This is a genomic window from Candidatus Polarisedimenticolia bacterium, assembly GCA_036004685.1.
Classification (GTDB): domain Bacteria; phylum Acidobacteriota; class Polarisedimenticolia; order Gp22-AA2; family AA152; genus DASYRE01.
Window position 1 is genome coordinate 63154 of the sequence record DASYRE010000011.1, and the last position, 20223, is coordinate 83376.

Genomic DNA, 20223 nt, shown 5'->3' on the forward strand with positions numbered 1-20223 from the left:
GGTTGAAGGAAATCGCTCTGCCCGCGGCCGGAAGCCGGCGGCGGGCCGCAGGAGGAGGTGGCCGGCGTCGCGCCGCCCGGAGCGCGGGAAGGGGTCAGAGACCGGAGGCGACTTCGGCCACCGCCTCCTCGAAGAGCCGGAGGCAAGTATCCACCTCTTCGGAAGTGACGACCAGCGGCGGGCAGAACCGGACGGTGTTGTCGCCGCACCCGAGCAGGAGCAGGCCGCGGTAGAAGGCCTTCTCCACGATGGCGTCCCGGGCCTTCGGGTTCTTAGCGCGCTCGGCCCCCGGTTGGATGATCTCGGCGCCCGCCATGAGCCCGAGGCCCCGCACGTCCCCGATGATCGCCTGCCGGCTCATGACGCCCCGCAGGCCGGCGAGGAGGCGATCGCCCTGGATCCGCGCGTTCTCCAGGTACTGCTCCTTGAGCAGCCGGATGGTCGTCAAGGCGGCGGCGCAGGAGACCGGATTGCCCCCGAACGTGCTCGCGTGGGCCCCCGGCGTCCAGTTCATGATCGATTCGCGGGCGACGCAGAGACCGAGCGGAAGGCCGGAGGCGATGCCCTTGGCGAGCGTGATCATGTCCGGCTTCACGCCAAAATGCTCCGTGGCGAACATCCGGCCCGTCCGCCCCATTCCCGACTGCACCTCGTCGACGATGATGAGGATGCCGTTTTCACGCGCCACTTTCTGAACTCGATCGAGGAATTTCTGGGGAGGCACCACGTACCCTCCCTCCCCCTGGACGACCTCCAGGACGATCGCCGCCACTTCCTCCGGCGGCACGGTGCGGGTGAACAGGAAGTCGATCGCCTGGCCGAAGCACTCGACGTCGCAGGTCTCGACCTGGCGGTTCACGGGGCACCGATAGCAGTAGGCGTACGGAATGTGCTCGACCCCCGGCACCAGGGGGAAGAATCCTCGCTTCTGGGCGACCCGGCTCGCCGTCAGCGACAGCGCTCCGAGCGTGCGTCCGTGAAAGGAACCGTAGAAGGCCAGGATCCGCTGGCGGCGGGTGTGATAGCGAGCCAGCTTGATGGCCGCCTCGTTCGCTTCGGCGCCCGAGTTGCCGAAGAAGACCTTGACGGGACCGTCGATGGGAACCAGCTCCGCGATCTCCTCGGCGAGACGAATCTGGGGCGCATAGTAGAAGTCGGTGCCGGACATGTGAATCAGGCGCGCCGCCTGGTCGGCGATCGTCTTCACGACTTCCGGATGGCTGTGCCCGGTCGACGTCACGGCGATTCCCGCGGTGAAATCCAGGAACCAGTTGCCGTCGACGTCCAGAATCGCGGCCCCCTCCCCCCGCTCGACGACGAGGGGGTAAGCCCGCGTATAGGAAGGGGAGACGCGGGTTGTGTCGCGCTGGATCCAGGCCCGGGCCTTGGGGCCGGGAAGCGGAGTCGCAAGCCGGGGGACGGGTGTCATCACTTTCCTCCAGAGGTTCGGGGCTGAACGGCCGTTCCGGGCTCGGTTCTCTTCTTCCAGCGCACGCCGGCGGGAGTATCCTCCAGGAGGATTCCGCGGCGCAGCAACTCGTCCCGGATGGCATCGGCTTCGGCGAATTTCCGGGCCTTCCGCAGCGATTCCCGCTCGCGAATCCGGCTCTCCACCTCCGCCTCGAGATCGGGGGCGGCTCCGAACCGGAAGCCGAACACGGCGGAGATCTCCGAGAACAGGGCGCGGGACGCCTGGGCGTCCGCTTCACCAAGATCCCCGCGATCGGCCGCCGAGTTGATCTGGCGGACCAGCTCGAAGAGGAAGCCAAGCGCGGCGGCGCTGTTCAGGTCGTCGTCCATCGCTTCATAGAATCGATCGCGGGTCTGGTCCGCGAGCCGCAGGAGCTCGTCGTTGCGCGCCAAGGGGTGGGGCCCCTCCAGCCTCCTGACGCAGTCGCCCAGACGATCCAGGTTCGAAACGGCCCAGGAGATTCCCTCCAGCGTGAAATTGAGCGGCTTCCGATAGTGCTGGGAGACGAGCAGGTACCGGACGGCTTGCGGGTCGTAGCCCCGCGCGATCAGATCGCGCAGCGTGAAGAAGTTCCCCTTGGATTTCGACATCTTCTCGCCGTTGACCACGAGGTGGGCGCAGTGCATCCAGGTGCGGACGAACTTCCGACCGGTGGCCGCCTCGCTCTGGGCAATCTCGTTCTCGTGGTGCGGGAAGATGTTGTCGGTTCCCCCCGTGTGGATGTCGAACGTCTCGCCCAGGTAGCGCATGCTCATCGCCGAGCATTCCACGTGCCAGCCGGGCCGGCCCTCTCCCAGCGGGGTCGTCCAGAACGGCTCCTCGTCCTTCCGGGCCTTCCACAGCACGAAGTCACGGACGTCGGATTTCTGGTATTCGTCCGAGTCGACCCGGAAGTTGGCGATCAGCTCCTGCCGATCCAGGCTTGCCAGCCGGCCGTAATCCGGAAAGGAATCGAGTCGAAAATAGATCGAGCCCTTGCTCTCGTAGGCGTGCCCCTTATCCAGAAGCCGGCGGATGAGCTCCACCATTTCCGGGACGTGTCGGGTCGCGCGGGGATAATGCTCCGCCCGCTCCATGCCGAGCGTGTCCAGATCCTCGAAGAACGCCTGGATGTAGCGCTCCGTGAACTCGTCCAGGCTCATCCCCGCGGCCCGCGCCCCGCGGATCGTCTTGTCGTCGACGTCGGTGATGTTCATCACCTGGAGGACCCGGAAGCCACGGGCCTTGAGGTAGCGGCGGAGCAGGTCCTCCCATGCGTAGGCGCGGAAATTGCCGATGTGGGCATAGTCGTAAACGGTCGGACCGCACGTGTACATGCGGACTTCCCCCTCCACGAGAGGCCGGAAGTCCTCTTTCGTCCGCGTATAGGTGTTATGAAAACGGATCAAGCGATGTTCTCGGCGTTCTCGCGCCTGCGGCCGCCAGTTTCACAAAAAGCGGCGTCTCTCCGGGATTCCTTCAAATTGCCCTGCGGAACTTCGCAAAAAGTCTATCCCCTCCCTCGTGCAGGTGTCAACGCGCGCCGGGCCGGCTGAAACCAAAAAAAAGGGGGCCGTCGCCGGCCCCCGGGGCGTCAGGGCGCTTCAGGGATCAGAAGTCCATGTGAATCCCGAACTGGTACCGCCGGCCGAAATCCCGCGTCTCGAGGCTCTGCAGCGTCCTGACCCGGTTGTCGATCTCGGCGACGCGCAGATTGTCGGTGTTCAGGATGTTGAACACCGAGAAGAAAGCGCCGGCCGTGATTCGCCCGATGACGAACCGTTTCTCGGTCCGCGCGTCGAGCGAATAGACGGCCTTGTTCCGGTGGATGTTCCTATCCTCCGAGATGAAATCGCCGCCGTTCGGGTCTCGGTATCCGTAAAGACGGCGGGTCTGCGTGTAGTTGTTGTCGTCGCCGGACTGGAATCGGTTCACGAATGAGAACGGCAGCCCCGACGACCACGTCAGACCGCCGCCGACCTGCCAGTCTCCCGGCAAGTAGGAAATCGCGTGGAACTTCACCACGTGGCGCTGATCGAAGTCGAGGTAGCCGTTCTTCAGCTCCGTGAGCGAGGGGTCGTCTCCGCTTTCGCTGGTGAAGGCCTCGGCCTGCCCGGTCGCTTTGGAGAAAGTGTAATTCGCGTCCATCTGCCATTTCCGGCTCAGCCGCCGCGTCATCGTCACTTCATAGGCGTGATAGGCCTGATAGTTGAAGTTCCCGATGCGCAGGATCTGGTTGAAGAAGTAATTGTTGATGAACAGATCCGGATAGTGGTCCGGGACGACGGATCCCTGCCCATCCCCGTTCCCCTGCGCGGGGACGACGGTCGTGAGGCCGAACTTGTCGCAGAGCCCGTCGCGGGTCCTGTCCCCTGGGCCGCAATTCCGCCGCACGCTGTGGTTCGCGTCGATGTCCTGGAGCTGATCCCGGAACTTCCGGCGGATGAAGTTCACTGAGATCGACACCTCCGGCGCGATCTCCCGCTGGAATCCGAGGGTCATCTCGTCGGTGAACGGCGTCCGCATCTCGCGATCGATCTGAAACGCGTTCGGAGGCGGCAGGGAGATCGCCCGGCCGACTTTGTTGTCCGGCAGGCCCGCGATGTTCACCCCGTCGATGTCGTACTGGTAGTAGGGGTTCAGGAGGTCGGGCCCCTCCTCGTTGATGACCGAGCTGAGGAAGAGCTTATCGTAGAAACGCCCCCAGCTTGCCGTGGTCTTGGTCTTGCCGTTGGCCCAGGGGTCCCAGGACACGCTGAGCCGCGGCGCGAGGTTGTTGTTGGTGATCGTGAAGTCCTGGGCCGCCCGCGGAGGCCCCCCGTTGAGGTCCAGATTGGGATCCTTGCCCAGGATGCTGGTCCTAAAGTTGTGCTGGGTGAAGCGCTGCGGCGCCAAAGCAGCCAACTGCCCTTCTATCTGTGCAAAATGGTTGGTGTCCGGTTGGCCGTTTCCGTCGTCGTCCCCCGCATATCCACTGTGGAGAGGATCATTCCAGAGCCCTTGATCGTAGATATTGTCTTGATTGAAGTCGGTCCCTCGTTCGAACCCGTTGAGACCGATGAGGATGTTGTATTGTCTTCGCTGCTCGACGGGATCGAAGAAATCGAAGCCGTGAGAGCTGACTTCCTCGCGATCGAACCGCACACCCAGGCCGAGCGTGAGATTGGGCAGAGGCTTGTACGTGTCGTGGATGTAGAAGCCCATGTTGTTGCTGTTCGCCGAATTGAGCGCATTCTCCTGCGTGGCGAGGAACGAGCCGATCGTGCCGCCCACTTGTCCGGTGGCCTGGTCGACGGCTCCCGTCGCCACCTGCCAGATCGGGCGCTGAGTCGCGTGGGAGTGATAGCCCTCCTTCTCCCAGGCAAGCCCCATCTTGATGTCGTGGCTGCCGAGCAGGTCATCGATGTAATAGGAGAGATCCTCCTTCAGGCTGTCGCGCGTGCGGCTGTCGCGCTCGGTGAAGAAGTAGGGGCCGGTCACCCGATTGGTGTTGAAGTTCAGCACGTATTGATGGTCAGGAGGCAGGGGAGCCGTGAATTCCCCGCGTTCGGGGATGCCGTTGTGGTTCGAGTCCGCCCAATTCGGGAACGGGGTGTCATCCAGGGCTTGATTCCCGTTGCGATCCTCGGTATCGAGCTGCCCGTTGCCGCGCGTGCCGGGAATGTAGCCTTGAGGACAGAGCGTGGGGTTGCCGCAAGGGATGCCGGTGTCCTCATCGGGATCCACGACGCCGTTTTCGTTGGAATCGGTCTCGAAATCGAGGAAGCCGTTGCAATTGACATCCTCCCGGTTCGGCCCCTCGCAACCCACGGGATTGGTGAGGCGCCCGTCCCAATCCCGATCCTCTCCAATCGGGGCCTCCGGGGGGTGGCAGATCTTGGTGGTAGCCAGGGTATCCGGGTCGAAAACGTCGACGCAGCCGCTGAGCCTATGGTCGCCGTCAAAGTCCTCGAAAACGTCGAAACGGCCGTCCCCGTCCAGGTCCCACCCGGCATCACGCTCCCTGAGGTTGATGAACCCGTCATTGTTCCCTCCGAGATCGCGCCGGTTGTCGGTCGTGAGAATGCCGTTCCCGTTGGTGTCCGGATCCGTATCCGGCTCGAAGAAGAACGTCTGATCGAAGCGGGAAATCGTCGATTCCAGCGACAGCGAGGGGTTGAAGATCGCGTTTTCGGAGAGCGTCAGCGTGGGCCCGCCGCGGCCGAACGTATAGGCAGACTCCTTGTCGGTAAAGCTGTCGAGTCCGAGATTGAAGTCCTGCTCGTCGTCCCAGAGCCCGGTGAAGGTCAGGCGGTTGTCCGCCGTCATGTTCCAGGTCACCTTGGCGGTGAGCCGCTGGCTCTTGGTGGTCTGGACGAAGGCCTGGGTTCCGGCGTTGATCGGAACCTGCTCCTGGGAATACTCCGGCGCGAAGTAATAAAAGAGGTGATCCTTGATGAAAGGTCCCGACAGGGAGATGAAAGGATAAAGGTCGGTAAACGAGATGTTGCGGAACCCGTCCCGCTCCCCCAAGCCGCCCCGGACGTCGGCCCTGTCGATCCCGGCGCCGTCGCCGTCGAGCTTGTTGGTCCGCATCTCGAATTTGAACGTCCCCTTGAACTCGTTGCCGCCCGACTTCGTGATGATCTTGACGAAGCCTCCCTGGGCGCGGCTGAATTCCGCGCTGGCGCCCGAGGTGATGACCTCGATCTCTTCGATCGATTCCACGTTCAAGTTCTGCCCGAACTGCCCGGTGAACGGATCGGTCGTGCTGACGCCGTCCACGAGCGTCACGACGTCGGTGTCGCGCGCCCCATGGATGTTCGGGTTTCCGGTGTTGTTGACGTCGGTCACGCCGGGCGCCAGGGTGAGCACGTCCTGATAGTCGCGCCCCAGCACCGGGAGGCCCGAAATGAATTCGGAAGAAATGGTCGTCTTGATCTCGGTCTTCTCGGTGTCGACGACGTCTTCCTTGCCCTCCACCCGCTCGACCACTTTGAATTCAGGGCGCAGGGTGATGTTCTGGACGATCGTCCTTCCCTGCGGAATCTCGATGTCACGGAACTCGATCTTCTGGTACGTGGGGAACGACGCCCGCAGGACGTACCCTTTCCCGGCCGGAACCGGAGTGATGCGGAACTCCCCCTGGGCATTCGTGACACCGCCCATGGCCGCGATGCCGAGCGAGGGATTCTCCAGGGTGACCGTGACACCCGGGAGCGGATTTCCATCCTTGTCGACGACGATTCCCTTGAGGATGCTCGGGGTCGTCTGGGTGAGGCCCCAGGTCGAAACCAGGGCCAGCATGATGGCGGGGATTACCGCGAGACGGGAAGCTCGACGGTCGATCATGGCGCCTGCCTCCGGGTAGGTGAGGACGGGAGCTCTCGTCTTAGCGACAGAACCCTCCCCCCCGGGGGGATCCAACGTCGCCCTGATGACATGAACGGGATCGTCATTTTAGACATCCGAAACCGAGAGTGTCAACGACATAAACGTTCTCGCGAACGCGTTCGAGAGCAAGCTGTCGTAGGTTTATATTACGACCATCCCAATCGATGTCAAGGCTTTGCGCCGGCTGGACTGCGGTTTCATTGCAGCGGGGAGGAGGGCTCTAACGGGGTAACTTGACCCCCAGTCTCTTGATCTTCTCGTTCAGGGTGGTGGGTTTGATCCCCAGCATCTTGGCGGCTCGCCGCTGAACGCCCCGGGCTTGCTGAAGAGTCTCCTCGATGAGATCCCTTTCGAATTGGGCAACTGTTTCAGCGTAATCGAGTTCCACCTGCCGGAGGGCGTCCCCGTCCGGCGGTTTTTGGGCGGAGAATCGGCCGGACAGGACTTCGGCCGGCAGCAGGTCCAGGCCGATCGCACCCCCGCCCCCCAGAACCACGGCACGCTCCAGAAGATTCTCCAGCTCGCGCACGTTTCCCGGCCAGGAATGGTCCAAAAGGACCTCCATCGCCTCGGGGAGAATCTCCGGCAGCGGCCGGCCGTTCTCGAGGGCGAAGCGACGGAGAAAGTGACTGGCGAGAAGCGGGATGTCCTCCCGCCGATCCCTCAAAGGAGGGAGCTTCACGGTGATGACGTTGAGGCGGTAATAAAGATCCTCGCGAAAGCTGCCTTGATCGACGAGCTCCTTGAGGTCGATATTCGTGGCGGCGATGATTCGCACGTCCACCCGGAGGCTCTCTACCGCGCCGAGAGGAAGAAACTCCCGCTCCTGGATGACCCGGAGGAGCTTGGCCTGGACCTCCGGCTGGATGGAGCTGATTTCATCGAAGAACAGGGAACCGCTGTCCGCCACCTCGAAAAGGCCTTTCTTCGAAGCCACCGCTCCCGTGAAGGCTCCTTTCAGATGACCGAAGAGATTGCTTTCCAGAAGGTCCGCGGGGACGCTGCCGCTGTTCACCACCACGAAGGGGCGCGCCGCGCGCCGGCTGCGGTGATGGATGGCGTGCGCCACCAGCTCCTTGCCCGTGCCGCTCTCCCCCTGGATGAGCACCGTGCTGCGGCTGGGAGCGATCCGGTCGAGCAGGCGCTGCAGCTCCTGGAGCGGGCGGCTCGTTCCCACCAGCTCGCCCCCCCGGCCGCCCGTGGACAGGGCCCGGCGCAGCGTCCGGTTCTCGAACAGGAGATTCCTCTGGCTCAAGGCGTTGCGGACAGTGACCAGGACTTCCTCGTGGCGGAAGGGCTTGGAAAGGTAATCGAAGGCCCCCTCCTTCATCGCCTCCACAGCCGTTTCCACCGAGCCGAAGGCGGTGATCATCAGCACGATCTGCTCCGGTTCCTTCGCCTTGATGGCCCGTAGCATCTCCAACCCGCCCATCCCCGGGAGCATCAAGTCGAGTACCAGGAGATCGTAGGAGCCCCCCTCGAGGGCTCGCAGACCCTCCTCCGCCGAGGGCAGCGCATGCACCTCGTGTCCCGCCTCGGTCAGAACATGGATCAGGATGTCTCGGACCGTCTCCTCGTCGTCGATCACGAGGATCCGGGACGAGCCGCGGTCGACGTCCGATGAGATCGATTCTGTCGTCACGTGCTCAGGACCCCTGCCGGAGCTGAAAACCCTTCTCGTCCCGCAACGTCAGGTTCCGCACGGCGATTTTTCTCCGGCCGACGGAAAGATCGCTTTCCATGATCGTCGCAAACCCCTCTTTTTCCACCCGCAACGTGTAGTCGCGCGCCGCATCCACCCTGCAAAAGCAGAACACCCCCTCGGGATCGGTCAGCGCGACCCGCGCCTCTCCCTGCCGGCGCCCCAGCGTGACACGGACTCCCGCCATCGGCTTGCCTTGGGAGTCGATCACTTTCCCCGTGACGCCTCCGGGAGGCGGTCCGGCGGCCCGGTCGGCATCGGCGGCCCGACAGGCCCCCGCGGACGCCGCTCCGAGCAGGAGGGCTCCGACGATTGCCCGGCTCACGGTGACGAGGCTGTTCCCGCGTTCAGCCATGGGCCGTCTTCCGTGCGGCGGCGGGGACCTCCGCCGCGGGGAACAGAAGGGTGAACGTGCTTCCTGCGCCCTGCCTGCTCTCCACTTCCACCCGCCCCCCGTGCTCCCGGGCGATTTGCCGCACGATCGAGAGCCCGAGCCCGGTGCCTTCACCGGCAGGACGCGTCGTGAAGAAAGGCTCGAAGATCCGGGCCTGGATCGCGGCGGGAATCCCGACGCCGTTGTCGGTGACGCGGATCCTCAGATGGGCCTCTTGGTAATCGGTCGCCACTCCAATCTCGCCTCCCTCCGGCAGGGCCTGGGCCGCATTCAAGAGGAGGTTCATCACCGCCTGCTGCGCGCGTCCACGGTTCATTCGGGTGGCGGGGAGGCAGGCGGCGCGTTGCGTGGACACCCGGATCCGCTTGCCTTTAAGGTGCGGCTCGAAGAGCGAAAGACAATCGGCGACGACCGGGCCGGGATCCAGGATCTGGAACCCCTCTCCCTCGCGGCGTCGCGCAAAATTGAGGACCGACCCGGCGATCCCGGCGGCCCGGAAGGCCTGGTTCTCAATCTTGCGGAGCAGATCCATTTCCGGGAGCTTGGAGGAGAGCCGGGCCATGAGGATCTGGGCGTAGCTGGCAATCCCCGTCAAGGGGGTGTTGACCTCATGGGCGACCTGGGAAGCGAGGAGTCCCATGGAGGCGAGGTGATCCTGCCTCACCATCTTCTCCTCGAGCCGCGTCTCCTCGGTTACATCGTCGAGGGTGTAAACGTGTCCGCCGTCCTCCGGCATGGTCAGGGCGGCGCGCGTGACGTTGATGACCCGCGTGCGCCCGTCGGATGCGCCGAAAGAGTAGCGGAAGGCGCGGTCCTGGGCTCCGGACCGATTCCCCCGCCGGGAACGGTCGAGAAGGAGCAGGAGACCCCGCGGCAGGAGCCGATCCAGAGGAGCCCCTTTCAGGGAATCCTGTCCGAGGATGGCCGCGGCTGCCCCGTTCGCCAGCGTCACGAAACCCTGTCGATCGGCCAGGAGGATCCCGATACCGCTCGCCTCCAGAATCGCTTCGGTCTCCCCTCTCAGCTTCTCTTCCCGGAGAATCCGCTCCCGGATTTCCTGGTTAAGGCGGGCCGCGTCCACGCTCCGCGCCGCCTGATCCGCAATCAGGGAAAGCGATTCGAGCGCCTCCGCCTCGAGGGGCGCCCCGTCCCGGCGGGACCCGGTGAGAAGGATGGCCTTGAGATCGCCTCGGACGGACAGGGGGAAGAGGTACCGGCAGCCCGCGAATCGCACTGGCCCGACGCCGGGAGGAGATCCGTCTTCATCCAAGAACACCACTTCCCGTGTCGCCAGCTCCGCGACGAACCGCTCCCCGAGAATGGGAGTGGCGCTGCCCGGGGCCTCCGCCGCCAAGGGGACCCGCCGGAATCTGCTCTCACTTCCCTCCCGGACCAGCAGGACGGCGGAATCGAGACGGAAAAGCTCGACGAGACGACTCAAGAGGCCGCGCGCCAGCTCGTCCAAGTCGATCTCGCCGCTGAGGACGGTCCGGAGCTCAGGGAGGACCTGTCCAAGCGCCGGAGGCTGGCCGCCGAAGAGGGATTGAGTGACCCGCCGCGTCGGTCCGCGAAGGAGCATCATTGCGAGGGCCGAGCCCCCGAGAGGCAGTATCACCTCGGTGAGAATCCCGCCCCCGGACTCACCTCCCGTAAGGCGACCGAGAACCCACGAGAGCAGGAAAGCGCCTCCCAGGAGGACGGCCGTCCCGAGGGTCCCTTGAACCGCCCGGCGCAAGCTCCGGTCCAGGTCCACGGTCCGCTCCTGGAAGAGGGCCGCAGCGAACCCGAGCGGCAACAGACAAAGAGGAAACACCGAGAGCTCGCCGACGGGTCCCGGCGGGATCCTCAGAGCCACCGGGATGCCATAGAGAATCGCCAGCGGCAGCAAAGCCGCGGCGGCCGAGAGAGCGAGCCACCGCAGCCGCCATCGAATCCTGGCGCGAGGCGCCGTCCATAGACGAAGGAACAGGAGAAGGACGGCGGCCGCTCCGTAGATTGAGATCAACAAGAGCTCGAGACGATCCTTGAGCGCCACGGCCGAGAGCGGGTCGGAAAAGCGAAGCGCCCCGCGGAAGGGAATGAGATAGAGACTCAGGGCCATCAAGGCCAGCGAGGGAACGTACAGGGCGGCGCGCGGCAGGAACTTCGAGCTCCGCTTTTCTTCACCGTCCGCGATCCGCAGAACGAAATGAATCAGCAGCGGAGGCGCAAGCAGCCGGCCGGCCAAATCGCCCCAATAGAAGATCCAATCCAGGGCCCCCCCGCGGCCCCCCGGGGAGAGGGCGAACACCAGACACAGGGCGGCGCTCAGCAGGAAAAGGAGCGGCGCGGCCGGCTCGTTGCGGAGCCTCCAGACCGCCAGGCACCCGGCGCCAAGCCCGACGATCCCCGCCACCCACAAGTAATAGAAGAAGCGGTTCTCTTCTCCGTTCAACGACGGAATCAAGAGGAGCCGCGTCTCGGTCTCTCCGCGTCGCAGCCGATAAGCCGTCGCCGCCCCCCCTTTGCCCCAGAGCAGGTCGCGAAGTCCGGATGCGCCGGTGACGGGAGTCCCGTCGACCGAGAGGAGCCGGTCGCCGGGCTGGATTCCGGCGCGTTCTCCGGGACCGTCCGGCGCCACCCTCGCCGCCCTGAGGACGCCGGAAGCTTCCGCCCATCGGACCCCGTCCTCGCCGTGCAGAGAGGTGGCGCGATTCAGAAAGCTGAGAGCGCTGAGAGGGAGCAGGAGGAGTAGTCCGAGGGGAGCCAGCCAACGGACCGACAAAACGCTCGTCCTGGCCGGCATCAGAATTTCACCCCAAGGCCGCCGCTGATCCGATGAATCCTCTCCGGCCAGGGCTCGCCGCCGGCCTGGACGGACTCGACCCCCTCGCGGCTGAGCGTCTGAAAGGCGAGGAGCACTCTCCAGTCCGCGGGAATGCGCTTGCCCGCCAAAGGGACCTGCTGCAGGAAGGACAGGTCGACGCGCGAGGCCTGGTAGAGATCGCCGGAGGGGGCGGAAATCTCCAGGCCATCCAGCCTCCGGTAGTCGAGCCTCACCTCGGTGTCCGTCTTGGTGACCAAAGCCGAAGCTCGGAGCGTGAGGTAATGCACTTCACCGTCCACGAGGAAGAGGATGGGAGCGCCGTCCAAGCGGGCGGAAAGACGCCCCCGGACCCGGCCCGAATCGGTTCCAAGAGTTCCCTCGACTCCCCTGAGCCGCTTGGTCACCTTGAGCCCGACCTCCTCGACCCACGAAGAGGGGTCCGTCAAGAGAAGCTCGCCGGGATCCGCCGGACCTTGAGGATTGCTCCAGCCGCGTTCCATATCGTCATACGATGGATTTCGTTCCGCGTGCCCGGCGATCGTCCAGGACTCTCCCACCCGCTGAAGGATTTCAGCACGGTAGCCGAGGGAGGTCGGATCACCGCCGGTGGCCTCCGCGGCGGAGTTTCCGGCCGCATCGGACGACGAGCTTGATTCCATTCGGAAGAGGATTTGACCTTGAACGACGACCCGATCCCCCTCACGCCGGGCGCCGAGGCGGGGAATGACGGCGGACACCGGCCACCCTCCCCGGGATCGCTGGTAATCCAGCCCGATGCTCACGCTGAGCGGATTCGAGATCCGCCACGCATCCTCGCCGGAGAACGACAGAACCCAACCTCGATCCGCCCCTTCCGGACGGAAGCGCTCCATCTGGAATGGGACCAGGACCCACCCTTCGTCGCGCAGGCCGTAGCGGTAGAGCCGCGTCTGCGCCCGGACGCTCACCCGGTGCTCGGGCGACACATTGAACCCGTAGCGCGCTCCCGCGTCCCACCTTCTGTCCTGGATACCTTCTTCAGAATCGGATACCGGTGCGGCCTCGCCCGTCGAGAGCGGATAGCGCCCCTGGGCCTGGAGGAAACCGACGTTCATCTCCAGCCCTTTTCCTTCTTCCAGGTCACGGAGCCAATCGGCACGGTATCCCATGGTCCGGACTTCCTGGTCGGCAGAGGCAGGGGCGAGGGCCCCCAGGGAAGAGGCTTCTTGACGGTAGCTGTCGCGGTCGTACCGGGCCCGGACGCGAACCGAATCCGCTTCGCCGACACGGTAGTCCAAGCCGAGCCGGAGACGGTCCGCCCCTTCGTCTCGACCCGTCTCCTGGCCGCCTCCGGTGGTGAGAACCCCCAGGACACCGTCGACCTGCCAGCTCCCGTGCCCCAGAAGGTCGCCGTCGAAGCGCAACGCCGTCGTCCGGCCGCTGGCACCGCCTCCCTCAGAGCTCCGTCCCGAGAATCCGGGACTGGTCGTGTACCATTGCTCCACGTCGGCGTTGAACGGCAGGCTCCCGAGGGCTGCGACCCGCGGGCTGGAAGCCGACACGGGAGGACCACCGGGAAGCGCCCCGCTCTCCGCCGAGGGGCCGGGGACCTCCCTGCCGATCTGCTTAAGGAGATCGCTTCGGGGAGCTCGGAGGATCCAGTCCATCGAGTCGTTGCCGATCGGCGCGGCCGGAATATCCCGGCGCGGGATCAGGGTCAAGGCCAGCTTCGAGATCCAGCGCGTATGCACCTGGGCCAGCAGGATTTGATATCCCGGCTTGTTGAGAGCGAGGATGTACCGCCCCGGGTTGAGCCCCGATAATCGGAAGCGCCCCGACCGGTCGGTCTTAAATATCTCCGCCGGGCTTTCCCGACTTTCGCCTTCAGCGGAGAAGACCAGGACCTCGACGCCGGCGATGCCAGCGCCCAGGGGATCGAGGACGGCACCGCTCCATCCGCGAATATCCTCGGCCCGGGCGGGGGCAACAAGGAGAATGGCGGCGGAAAGGGAAAGGATGAGGGCAAGGGGTCGCGCGAAGCGGCGCGGTGGGGACAAACCTGGACCCACGACGATCCGGGATGCGTGCGATGCTTTGAGACGATTGTCGCTTTCCAAGTCCGGAGAATCCCCGAATAAAGATGACACGGGGTTCAGCGCCCCGGAAAACCGCGCTTACTGTAGTCGCATCAGTGTCCTGTGTCAATTCGTCCTGATTTTTGGATCCGGTCAAAGACTCAGAACAGGGCCGTCACCTCCAGCCGATACCGTATCCGGTCCCAGCCTTCCCGCTCCCGGTCACCGGCGGTGATTTCGAATTCGACCCTCGATGGAACCCGCGGATCCAGAAATAGCTCCTCACGAACCCCAATGGGATGAGAAAGTTCGGCTGACGGGCTGAGGGAGAGGACCTCCCCGGCGGCTTCCAGAATCAGACTCAGAGTCCGGCCTACCTGGTACTGCGGTGCAAGAGAGATCTCCATGCGTTCCTGCCGGACCCGCTTGCCGTTCCCCTTGTCCTCATCCAAGGTGACGCTTCGGGTGAAGGTGGCCGTCGCCGCCCCCCCGACCACCGCGAGGAGCTGGTTCTCGCTCCGCAGAGCGGCGCTCTCGCCCAGCTCGTAGACCCTCAGGGTGAGCGGAATCGGCGCCTGGCGGGCGCCCTCGACGGCGTCCGAGGGGGCTCGGAACCAACGGATGTTCAGGATCAGCTTGCTCGCCAGCGCCGCCGACTCATACACCTCCAACAGCTCGGAAGCTCCTTTCGACACCTCCGCGGAGACATCCCGGCGGATTTCCGAGCGCGACAGCGGGACTCCGGTCGTGGCCAGGACGTTCACTCGGGAGCGCAACCCGATGACGAGGCTGCTCTCGGCAAGACTGAGAGCCCGGACTTCAGCCCTCAAGGAGAGTTTTTCGACGCCTTTTTTCCCGGGCGCCGAGAACGAGAGCTCCTTGACCACCAAGGCCCCTCCCTTGCCGGCGAGGATTCGCGCTTCCTCCATCCCGAGGACCTGGGTTCCGTCCCCGCCCACCCGGAGGATCTCGATTTGGAGGTCGAGCGGCAAGGTCCTGACGGCCGATCCAGGAGCCTCGGCCCGAAGGGGTGTAAAAAAGAGGAAGCCGAAGAAGAGAAGAGCCGTTGTCGCGTTGTTCATGCCAGGGGAGGCGGGCGACCTTTTCATCGGGTGCGATTCTCGCCTTCCGAGACGGAACCGTCAAGCAGGACCCGAGTTCGCCTATCCTTGAAATCCTCCGTCCCATCCTCTATGCTTGCGGCCCGCCGGCGACCAATCGGTCGGGACTCGTCTCCGGCGGCGGGGAGGCAAGATGGCCATCGAGATCGCCGAAGTGCGCCATATCGCGAAGCTGGCCAATCTGGACTTCTCCGACGAAGAAATGCAGGTCTTGGCGCGCCAACTCAATGAAATTCTGGGCTACATCGAGAAGCTCGATGAGCTGGATATCGGGGCCATCGAGCCCACCTCCCACGTGACCGAGGTGAGCCACGCCTTCCGAGAAGACGTGGTGACTCCCTCCATTCCCGTCTCCGAGGCCCTCGCCAACGCCCCCGAGTCACGGGAGGGGCATTTCACGGTCCCCAAGGTCATCGGCTGAAACACCCTCGTCCCGCGGAGCCATGGTGCAAGAGATTTTCCACCTCACCGGCACGGAGATGCTCTCCAAGATCCGCTCTCGAGAGCTTTCCGCCACCGAGGCGGTGCGGGCCTGTCTCGAGCGCATCGCCGCGATCGACCCGCGGGTCCTGGCCTTTCGGACCGTCTTCCGGGAGGATGCGATGGCCCGCGCCAGAACGGTGGACGAAGCGCTCGCCCGGGGCTCCGATCCGGGACCTCTGGCCGGACTGCCGATAGCGCTGAAGGACATCCTCTGCACCGCGGGGCAGCCGACCACCTGCGGCTCGCGAATCCTGGCCGACTTCATTCCCTCCTTCGACGCGACCGTCGTCGAGAGGCTGAAGCGAGCGGGAGCGATCCCGATCGGGAAGACCAACATGGACGAATTCGCCATGGGTTCCTCCACGGAGAACTCGGGGTACGAGAAGACGAGGAACCCTTGGGATCTGAAGCGGGTCCCCGGGGGCTCCAGCGGAGGTTCCGCCGCCGCGGTCGCCGCCGACTTGGTGCCGGTCGCCCTCGGGTCCGACACGGGCGGATCGATCCGGCAGCCGGCCGCCCTGTGCGGGGTTCCGGGGCTCAAAACGACCTACGGGCGCGTCTCCCGGTTCGGTCTCGTCGCTTTCGCCTCCTCCCTCGATCAAGTCGGTCCCTTCGGCCGGTGCGTGGAAGACGTCGCGCGGGTGCTTGGTGCGATCGCCGGGCACGACCCCCGAGATTCCACCTCATCCCCCGCGCCGGTGTCCGACTACGTCGCGGAACTGCCGAGGGGCATCGCGGGCCTGCGCTTCGGCGTGCCCCGCGAGTACTTCCCGTCCGGCCTGGATGTGGAGATTGGCGCAGCGGTGGAGGGGGCCTTGGACCGGTTGCGCGGGCTGGGAGCGACCCTCGAAGAGGTTTCCCTCCCGCATACCGATTACACCATTCCGACCTACTACATCCTGGCGACGGCCGAAGCCTCCTCGAACCTGGCGCGCTACGACGGGGCCCGATATGGGTATCGAGACGCCGGCGCGCGCGAGCTCGGCGAGATGTACCGCCGGAGCCGCTCGGCCGGCTTCGGACCGGAGGTCAAACGGAGAATCATGCTCGGGACTTACGTCCTCAGCTCCGGATATTACGACGCCTATTACTTGAAGGCGCAAAAGGTCCGGACCCTCCTGAGACGCGATTTCGACGAGGCGTTCAAGACGGTCGACCTCCTGGTGACTCCGACGACTCCGGCCCCGGCCTTCCGGTTCGGCGAGAAGACCGACGACCCCTTGCAGATGTACCTTTCGGACATTTTCACCGCCACCATCAACCTGGTGGGCGTCCCCGCCCTCTCGCTGCCGTGCGGAGTGAACGGACAGGGCCTCCCCCTCGGCCTGCAAATCATCGGCCGCCCCTTCGGCGAAGCCGACGTGCTCCGCGCCGGGGCGGCGTTGGAGGCGGAGATGGGATTCCGCTTCCGTCATCGCCCGCAGGCGATCCTTCACTGACGGAGTGATGCGGAGTCCCGGCCTTCTAGGCCTCCCGGCTCTCCTGCTCACCGCCGTCCTGGCCGCCACCCCCCAGGACCCTCGCGCCCTGACCTCGTCTTTTTCGGAAATCTCCGAAAGGGTCCGCACCTTCGAGGCGGGGCCCGGCATCCGGATACACCTTGCCGAGAACAACGCTCTCTTCCTGGAAGTGTTGCGGCAGGAGGGAGACACGCTGGAGACGGTGGCGCGGAAGGTCATGGACGATCCCGCCCGCTGGGAGCTTCTCAAAGCCTTCAACCCCGGGCAGGAAAGCGGCGCGCCGGCCGGCAAGCGCTTCGTCCGGGTGCCCTACGAGGAGCTCCAGGCTTCCTACAAGCTGCTGACCATGGCCCGCCTTTTCCCGGAGGATTCCCTGTCGGGCGACTTCTGGGTTCATCGTACCGGGAAGGGCAGGATCCCGATGGCTTCCGAGAGCCTGTGGCACCTCGCCTTCTGGTTCACGGGGAACGGACGGAACTTCCAGGTGATCGCCGATCTCAATTCCCTGAGGAATCTCGAGCCGGTTCAGGGCCAGGCGATCCGGATTCCGCGCTCTCTCCTTCTGCCGGTCTTCACTTCACCCGTTCCTTCCGAAGTGGGCGAGCTTCGGTTCGGGCGGGACGAGCAAGGGGAGTTCGCGACGTATCGCCTGAAGAAGGGAGAGGCGATCTACTCGTCGGTGGTCATCCGCTTCACCGGCCTTCTGGAGGCGGACGAAGTCAACCAGATGGCGACCACGGTGGCGCGGCGCAGCGGCATCGCGGACGTCCGCACGCTGGCGGTGGGCTACGAGGTGAAGATTCCGGCCGAATACATCCTTCCCGAGTTCCTCCCGCCCGGAAATCCGCGGCGCATCGAATTCGAGCTCAGCCGGCGTGAGGTGGCGCGCTTCAGGAACCAGGCCGTCAGCAAGGGACTGGAAGGCGTGACGGTGATTCTGGACGCGGGCCACGGCGGGAGGGACATCGGCGCGGCCCACAACGGGATCTGGGAGAGCGATTACGTCTACGACGTTCTCTGCCGGATCAAAGCGAGGCTCGAGAAGGACACCGCGGCCCAGGTCCTCACGACGATCAAGGACGCCCAGTATGGATACCGAGTCTTCGACTCGCAGCGGATTCCCCTGAACCAGAGCGAGGTGGTGCTCACCACGCCGCCCCTGCGCCTCTCGTCCCCGGTCCCGAACGGCGTCGGCGTGAATCTGCGCTGGTATCTCGCAAACTCCTACTTCCGCAGCCTCATCCGCAAAGGGGTCGATCCGGAGAAGATCGTCTTCGCCTCGATTCACGCTGATTCTCTGCATCCCTCCCTCCGCGGGACGATGGTCTACGTCCCCGGCGAGCAATATCGGAAGCAGACCTACGGCTATTCGGGGGCCGCCTACCACGCGCGGAAGGAGGTCCGGGAACGTCCCTACGTGTCGTTCGCCAAGGACCGGCGCCAGAAGTCGGAGGGCCTGTCGCGCGAGTTCGCGGCCCACGTCCTGAAGGCCCTCAGCAAGCGGGGGGCAAGGATTCATCCCTACCAGCCGGTCCGGGACCGGATCATCCGGAAGACGCGCCCCTGGGTTCCGGCGGTCCTGCGATGCAACGAGACGTTCGTGCAGATCCTCCTGGAGGCCTGCAACATCAACAACCGCGCCGACGCGAAGCTCCTCGGAGAGCCCCTCTACCGGCAGAAGGTCGCGGACGCTTTCGTGGACGCGCTGTTGAGCTATTACGCGTGAGCCGGAAGAATCCGGCTGCGGATGTGAGCGATCGGAATGGAGCCGAACTGCAGAAGGCGATCGTGGAAGCCGCGCAAGGAGAACGCCGCTCCCTCCACCTTGCTAAGGTCCTCCCGAAGCTTGAGGATTTCCCGCTTTCCCACCGCGTAGGACAAAGGCTGGGTGGGAGTCTTCGTGTAGCGCTTCACTTCCCCCGCCGCCCCGGCGGGATCCAGCTTCGCCGTCTCCACGAGCAGACGCACCGCTTCCTGGTCCGAGAACGTCCCCGTGTGGAGCCCGACGTCGATCACCACCCGGCAGGACCTCCACAGATAATCCTTGAGCTGAAGAAGTCTCGTGCGGGGATCGAGGTAGAAGCCCCGCTCGCCCATTAGCTCCTCGCAATAGAGCGCCCAGCCTTCGACCATGACCGGAGTCCAGATCTGCCGGCGCACTTTCGTGGCCGCGCGGTTGGCGAGCGAGATTTGCAGGTGGTGCCCGGGATACCCCTCGTGGACGGCGGTGATCGGGATCCCAGGCACGACGTGCCCTTGCATCCTCAAGGCGCGCTCGGCGGGAGGAAGCCCCGGGTCGGCGGGGGTGACCCAGAAGTAGCCCTCCTGCTTTGGCTCGAAGGGCGCCGGAGGGACATAGGCGGCGAACGGAGTCGTTTTCCGCTCGAAAACGGGGGTCTCCACCACCTGAAGCGTCTCCCCTGGAGGAAAGGTGAAAAGACTCTGTTCCATGAGAAAACGGCGGGCCCGAACGATCTCGTCCCGGTAGAGGGTCAAAAGGCTCCCCGGCTCGGGGACCTCTCTTTTGCAGATCTCCACCTGCTCCTGCCAGCTCGAGCCCCCCGGAGCCCGGGCGGCCTCCTTCTGGAGCAGCGCGAGCGTCCGCCGCACTTCCTCGCGACCGAAGGCCTCCAGGCTGGCCGCATCGTCGGAAAGACCGTGCGCCTCGCGGAGCATGAAATCGAACATCTCCCTCCCGACGGCGTAGTCCCCTCGGGCGGCCGGACGGATCTTCTCGGCGAGGAATCTCTCGTACCCTTCGACGGCGCGCCGCGCCGATTCCGAGGCCCTCCTGAAATCGGAGTGAAGTCCCGGGGAGAGCTCCCGGGACCACGGGATCGATTGGGTGAAGAACTCGGCGGCGGAGGCGGTGAGATCGGCGGACATCTCGGCCCACAGCGGCGGCACTTCCTCGGGACGCGAGAGATTCTCGCGGGCCTCGTCCAACATCGCAGGCACCGCATTCAGGCGCGACACTGCGGAGCGCGCCCGTTCTTCCGCCGGCGCGAAGTCGCGCATCATGAGCAGGTAGACGCCGTAGGTCGCGTCCTCGAGATACGAGCCCGGATTGCGGTGCGGGAGGCGCAGCTCCTCCTCAATCCTCAGCGCCGTCCGCAGCTCTCCCGCGAGGAGCTGCAAGTCCAGGCGCTCATCGGGCGAGAACGGGTCCGAAGTTGCCCGCAGCCTCTCCAGCTCGCGGAGGTGGCGCGCCAAATCGGCCCGTTTTTCGGCGAGAGCGCCGGGATGGAACGACCCCAGCCGGCCGTCGTAGTCGTGGATGCCCAGGAACGTGGCGTTCACCGGCCAGTGTCGCCAGAGGGAGCGCAGGACCGTTTCGCAGAATTCGGCGACCGAAGAGGCCATGTTCTTCCCGGGCTTGG

12 protein-coding genes are annotated in these 20223 nt (G+C 65.0%); 3 read left to right on the forward strand and 9 right to left on the reverse strand.

Features of this window, described 5'->3' with window-relative positions; genetic code table 11:
- Positions 1-94: 94 nt before the first annotated feature.
- The 8 genes from VGR67_03060 to VGR67_03095 form a co-directional block, all read right to left on the reverse strand.
- A complete protein-coding gene (locus VGR67_03060) occupies positions 95-1429 on the reverse strand; it encodes an acetyl ornithine aminotransferase family protein (GenBank protein ID HEV8335374.1) in 1335 nt (444 codons plus the stop codon).
- Complete coding sequence (gene cysS, locus VGR67_03065; protein ID HEV8335375.1) at positions 1429-2859, reverse strand: cysteine--tRNA ligase; 1431 nt, start codon at positions 2857-2859, stop codon at positions 1429-1431. The genes VGR67_03060 and cysS overlap by 1 nt, the downstream gene beginning before the upstream one ends.
- Before the next feature lie 202 nt (positions 2860-3061).
- Positions 3062-6781, reverse strand: coding sequence for a TonB-dependent receptor (locus VGR67_03070; GenBank protein ID HEV8335376.1), 3720 nt, complete (start codon positions 6779-6781; stop codon positions 3062-3064).
- A 262-nt stretch (positions 6782-7043) separates the two neighbouring features.
- Positions 7044-8465, reverse strand: coding sequence for a sigma-54 dependent transcriptional regulator (locus VGR67_03075; GenBank protein ID HEV8335377.1), 1422 nt, complete (start codon positions 8463-8465; stop codon positions 7044-7046).
- A 4-nt stretch (positions 8466-8469) separates the two neighbouring features.
- Positions 8470-8880, reverse strand: coding sequence for a carboxypeptidase-like regulatory domain-containing protein (locus VGR67_03080; protein HEV8335378.1), 411 nt, complete (start codon positions 8878-8880; stop codon positions 8470-8472).
- Positions 8873-11704, reverse strand: coding sequence for an ATP-binding protein (locus VGR67_03085; GenBank protein HEV8335379.1), 2832 nt, complete (start codon positions 11702-11704; stop codon positions 8873-8875). The genes VGR67_03080 and VGR67_03085 overlap by 8 nt, the downstream gene beginning before the upstream one ends.
- Positions 11704-13773 (reverse strand): carboxypeptidase-like regulatory domain-containing protein, encoded by a 2070-nt coding sequence (locus VGR67_03090; protein ID HEV8335380.1) that lies wholly within the window; start codon positions 13771-13773, stop codon positions 11704-11706. Before VGR67_03090 ends, VGR67_03085 begins: the two co-directional genes overlap by 1 nt.
- 167 nt (positions 13774-13940) lie before the next feature.
- Positions 13941-14888 (reverse strand): hypothetical protein, encoded by a 948-nt coding sequence (locus VGR67_03095; GenBank protein ID HEV8335381.1) that lies wholly within the window; start codon positions 14886-14888, stop codon positions 13941-13943.
- A gap of 145 nt (positions 14889-15033) precedes the next feature.
- On the opposite strand from VGR67_03095, the gene gatC reads away from it, so the two are divergent.
- From gatC to VGR67_03110, 3 genes are read left to right on the forward strand one after another with little or no spacing between them, the layout of a single operon-like run.
- Entirely contained in the window at positions 15034-15321 is a 288-nt protein-coding gene (gene gatC, locus VGR67_03100) for an Asp-tRNA(Asn)/Glu-tRNA(Gln) amidotransferase subunit GatC (protein ID HEV8335382.1), read from the forward strand.
- Positions 15322-15343: 22 nt separating this feature from the next.
- Entirely contained in the window at positions 15344-16822 is a 1479-nt protein-coding gene (gene gatA / locus VGR67_03105) for an Asp-tRNA(Asn)/Glu-tRNA(Gln) amidotransferase subunit GatA (GenBank protein ID HEV8335383.1), read from the forward strand.
- A 7-nt stretch (positions 16823-16829) separates the two neighbouring features.
- Positions 16830-18569, forward strand: coding sequence for an N-acetylmuramoyl-L-alanine amidase (locus VGR67_03110; GenBank protein ID HEV8335384.1), 1740 nt, complete (start codon positions 16830-16832; stop codon positions 18567-18569).
- Here the strand turns inward: VGR67_03110 and VGR67_03115 are convergent.
- A complete protein-coding gene (locus VGR67_03115) occupies positions 18560-20206 on the reverse strand; it encodes a DUF885 domain-containing protein (GenBank protein ID HEV8335385.1) in 1647 nt (548 codons plus the stop codon). The genes VGR67_03110 and VGR67_03115 overlap by 10 nt on opposite strands.
- Positions 20207-20223 lie beyond the last annotated feature (17 nt).

Excerpts from the sequence above, each read along its gene's own strand:
- VGR67_03060 (HEV8335374.1), bottom strand. The coding sequence starts at position 1,429 with ATGACACCCGTCCCCCGGCTTGCGACTCCGCTTCCCGGCCCCAAGGCC.
- VGR67_03070 (HEV8335376.1), bottom strand. The coding sequence starts at position 6,781 with ATGATCGACCGTCGAGCTTCCCGTCTCGCGGTAATCCCCGCCATCATG.
- VGR67_03080 (HEV8335378.1), bottom strand. The coding sequence starts at position 8,880 with ATGGCTGAACGCGGGAACAGCCTCGTCACCGTGAGCCGGGCAATCGTC.
- VGR67_03085 (HEV8335379.1), bottom strand. The coding sequence starts at position 11,704 with ATGCCGGCCAGGACGAGCGTTTTGTCGGTCCGTTGGCTGGCTCCCCTC.
- VGR67_03095 (HEV8335381.1), bottom strand. The coding sequence starts at position 14,888 with ATGAAAAGGTCGCCCGCCTCCCCTGGCATGAACAACGCGACAACGGCT.
- gatC (HEV8335382.1), top strand. The coding sequence starts at position 15,034 with ATGGCCATCGAGATCGCCGAAGTGCGCCATATCGCGAAGCTGGCCAAT.
- gatA (HEV8335383.1), top strand. The coding sequence starts at position 15,344 with ATGGTGCAAGAGATTTTCCACCTCACCGGCACGGAGATGCTCTCCAAG.
- VGR67_03110 (HEV8335384.1), top strand. The coding sequence starts at position 16,830 with ATGCGGAGTCCCGGCCTTCTAGGCCTCCCGGCTCTCCTGCTCACCGCC.
- VGR67_03115 (HEV8335385.1), bottom strand. The coding sequence starts at position 20,206 with ATGGCCTCTTCGGTCGCCGAATTCTGCGAAACGGTCCTGCGCTCCCTC.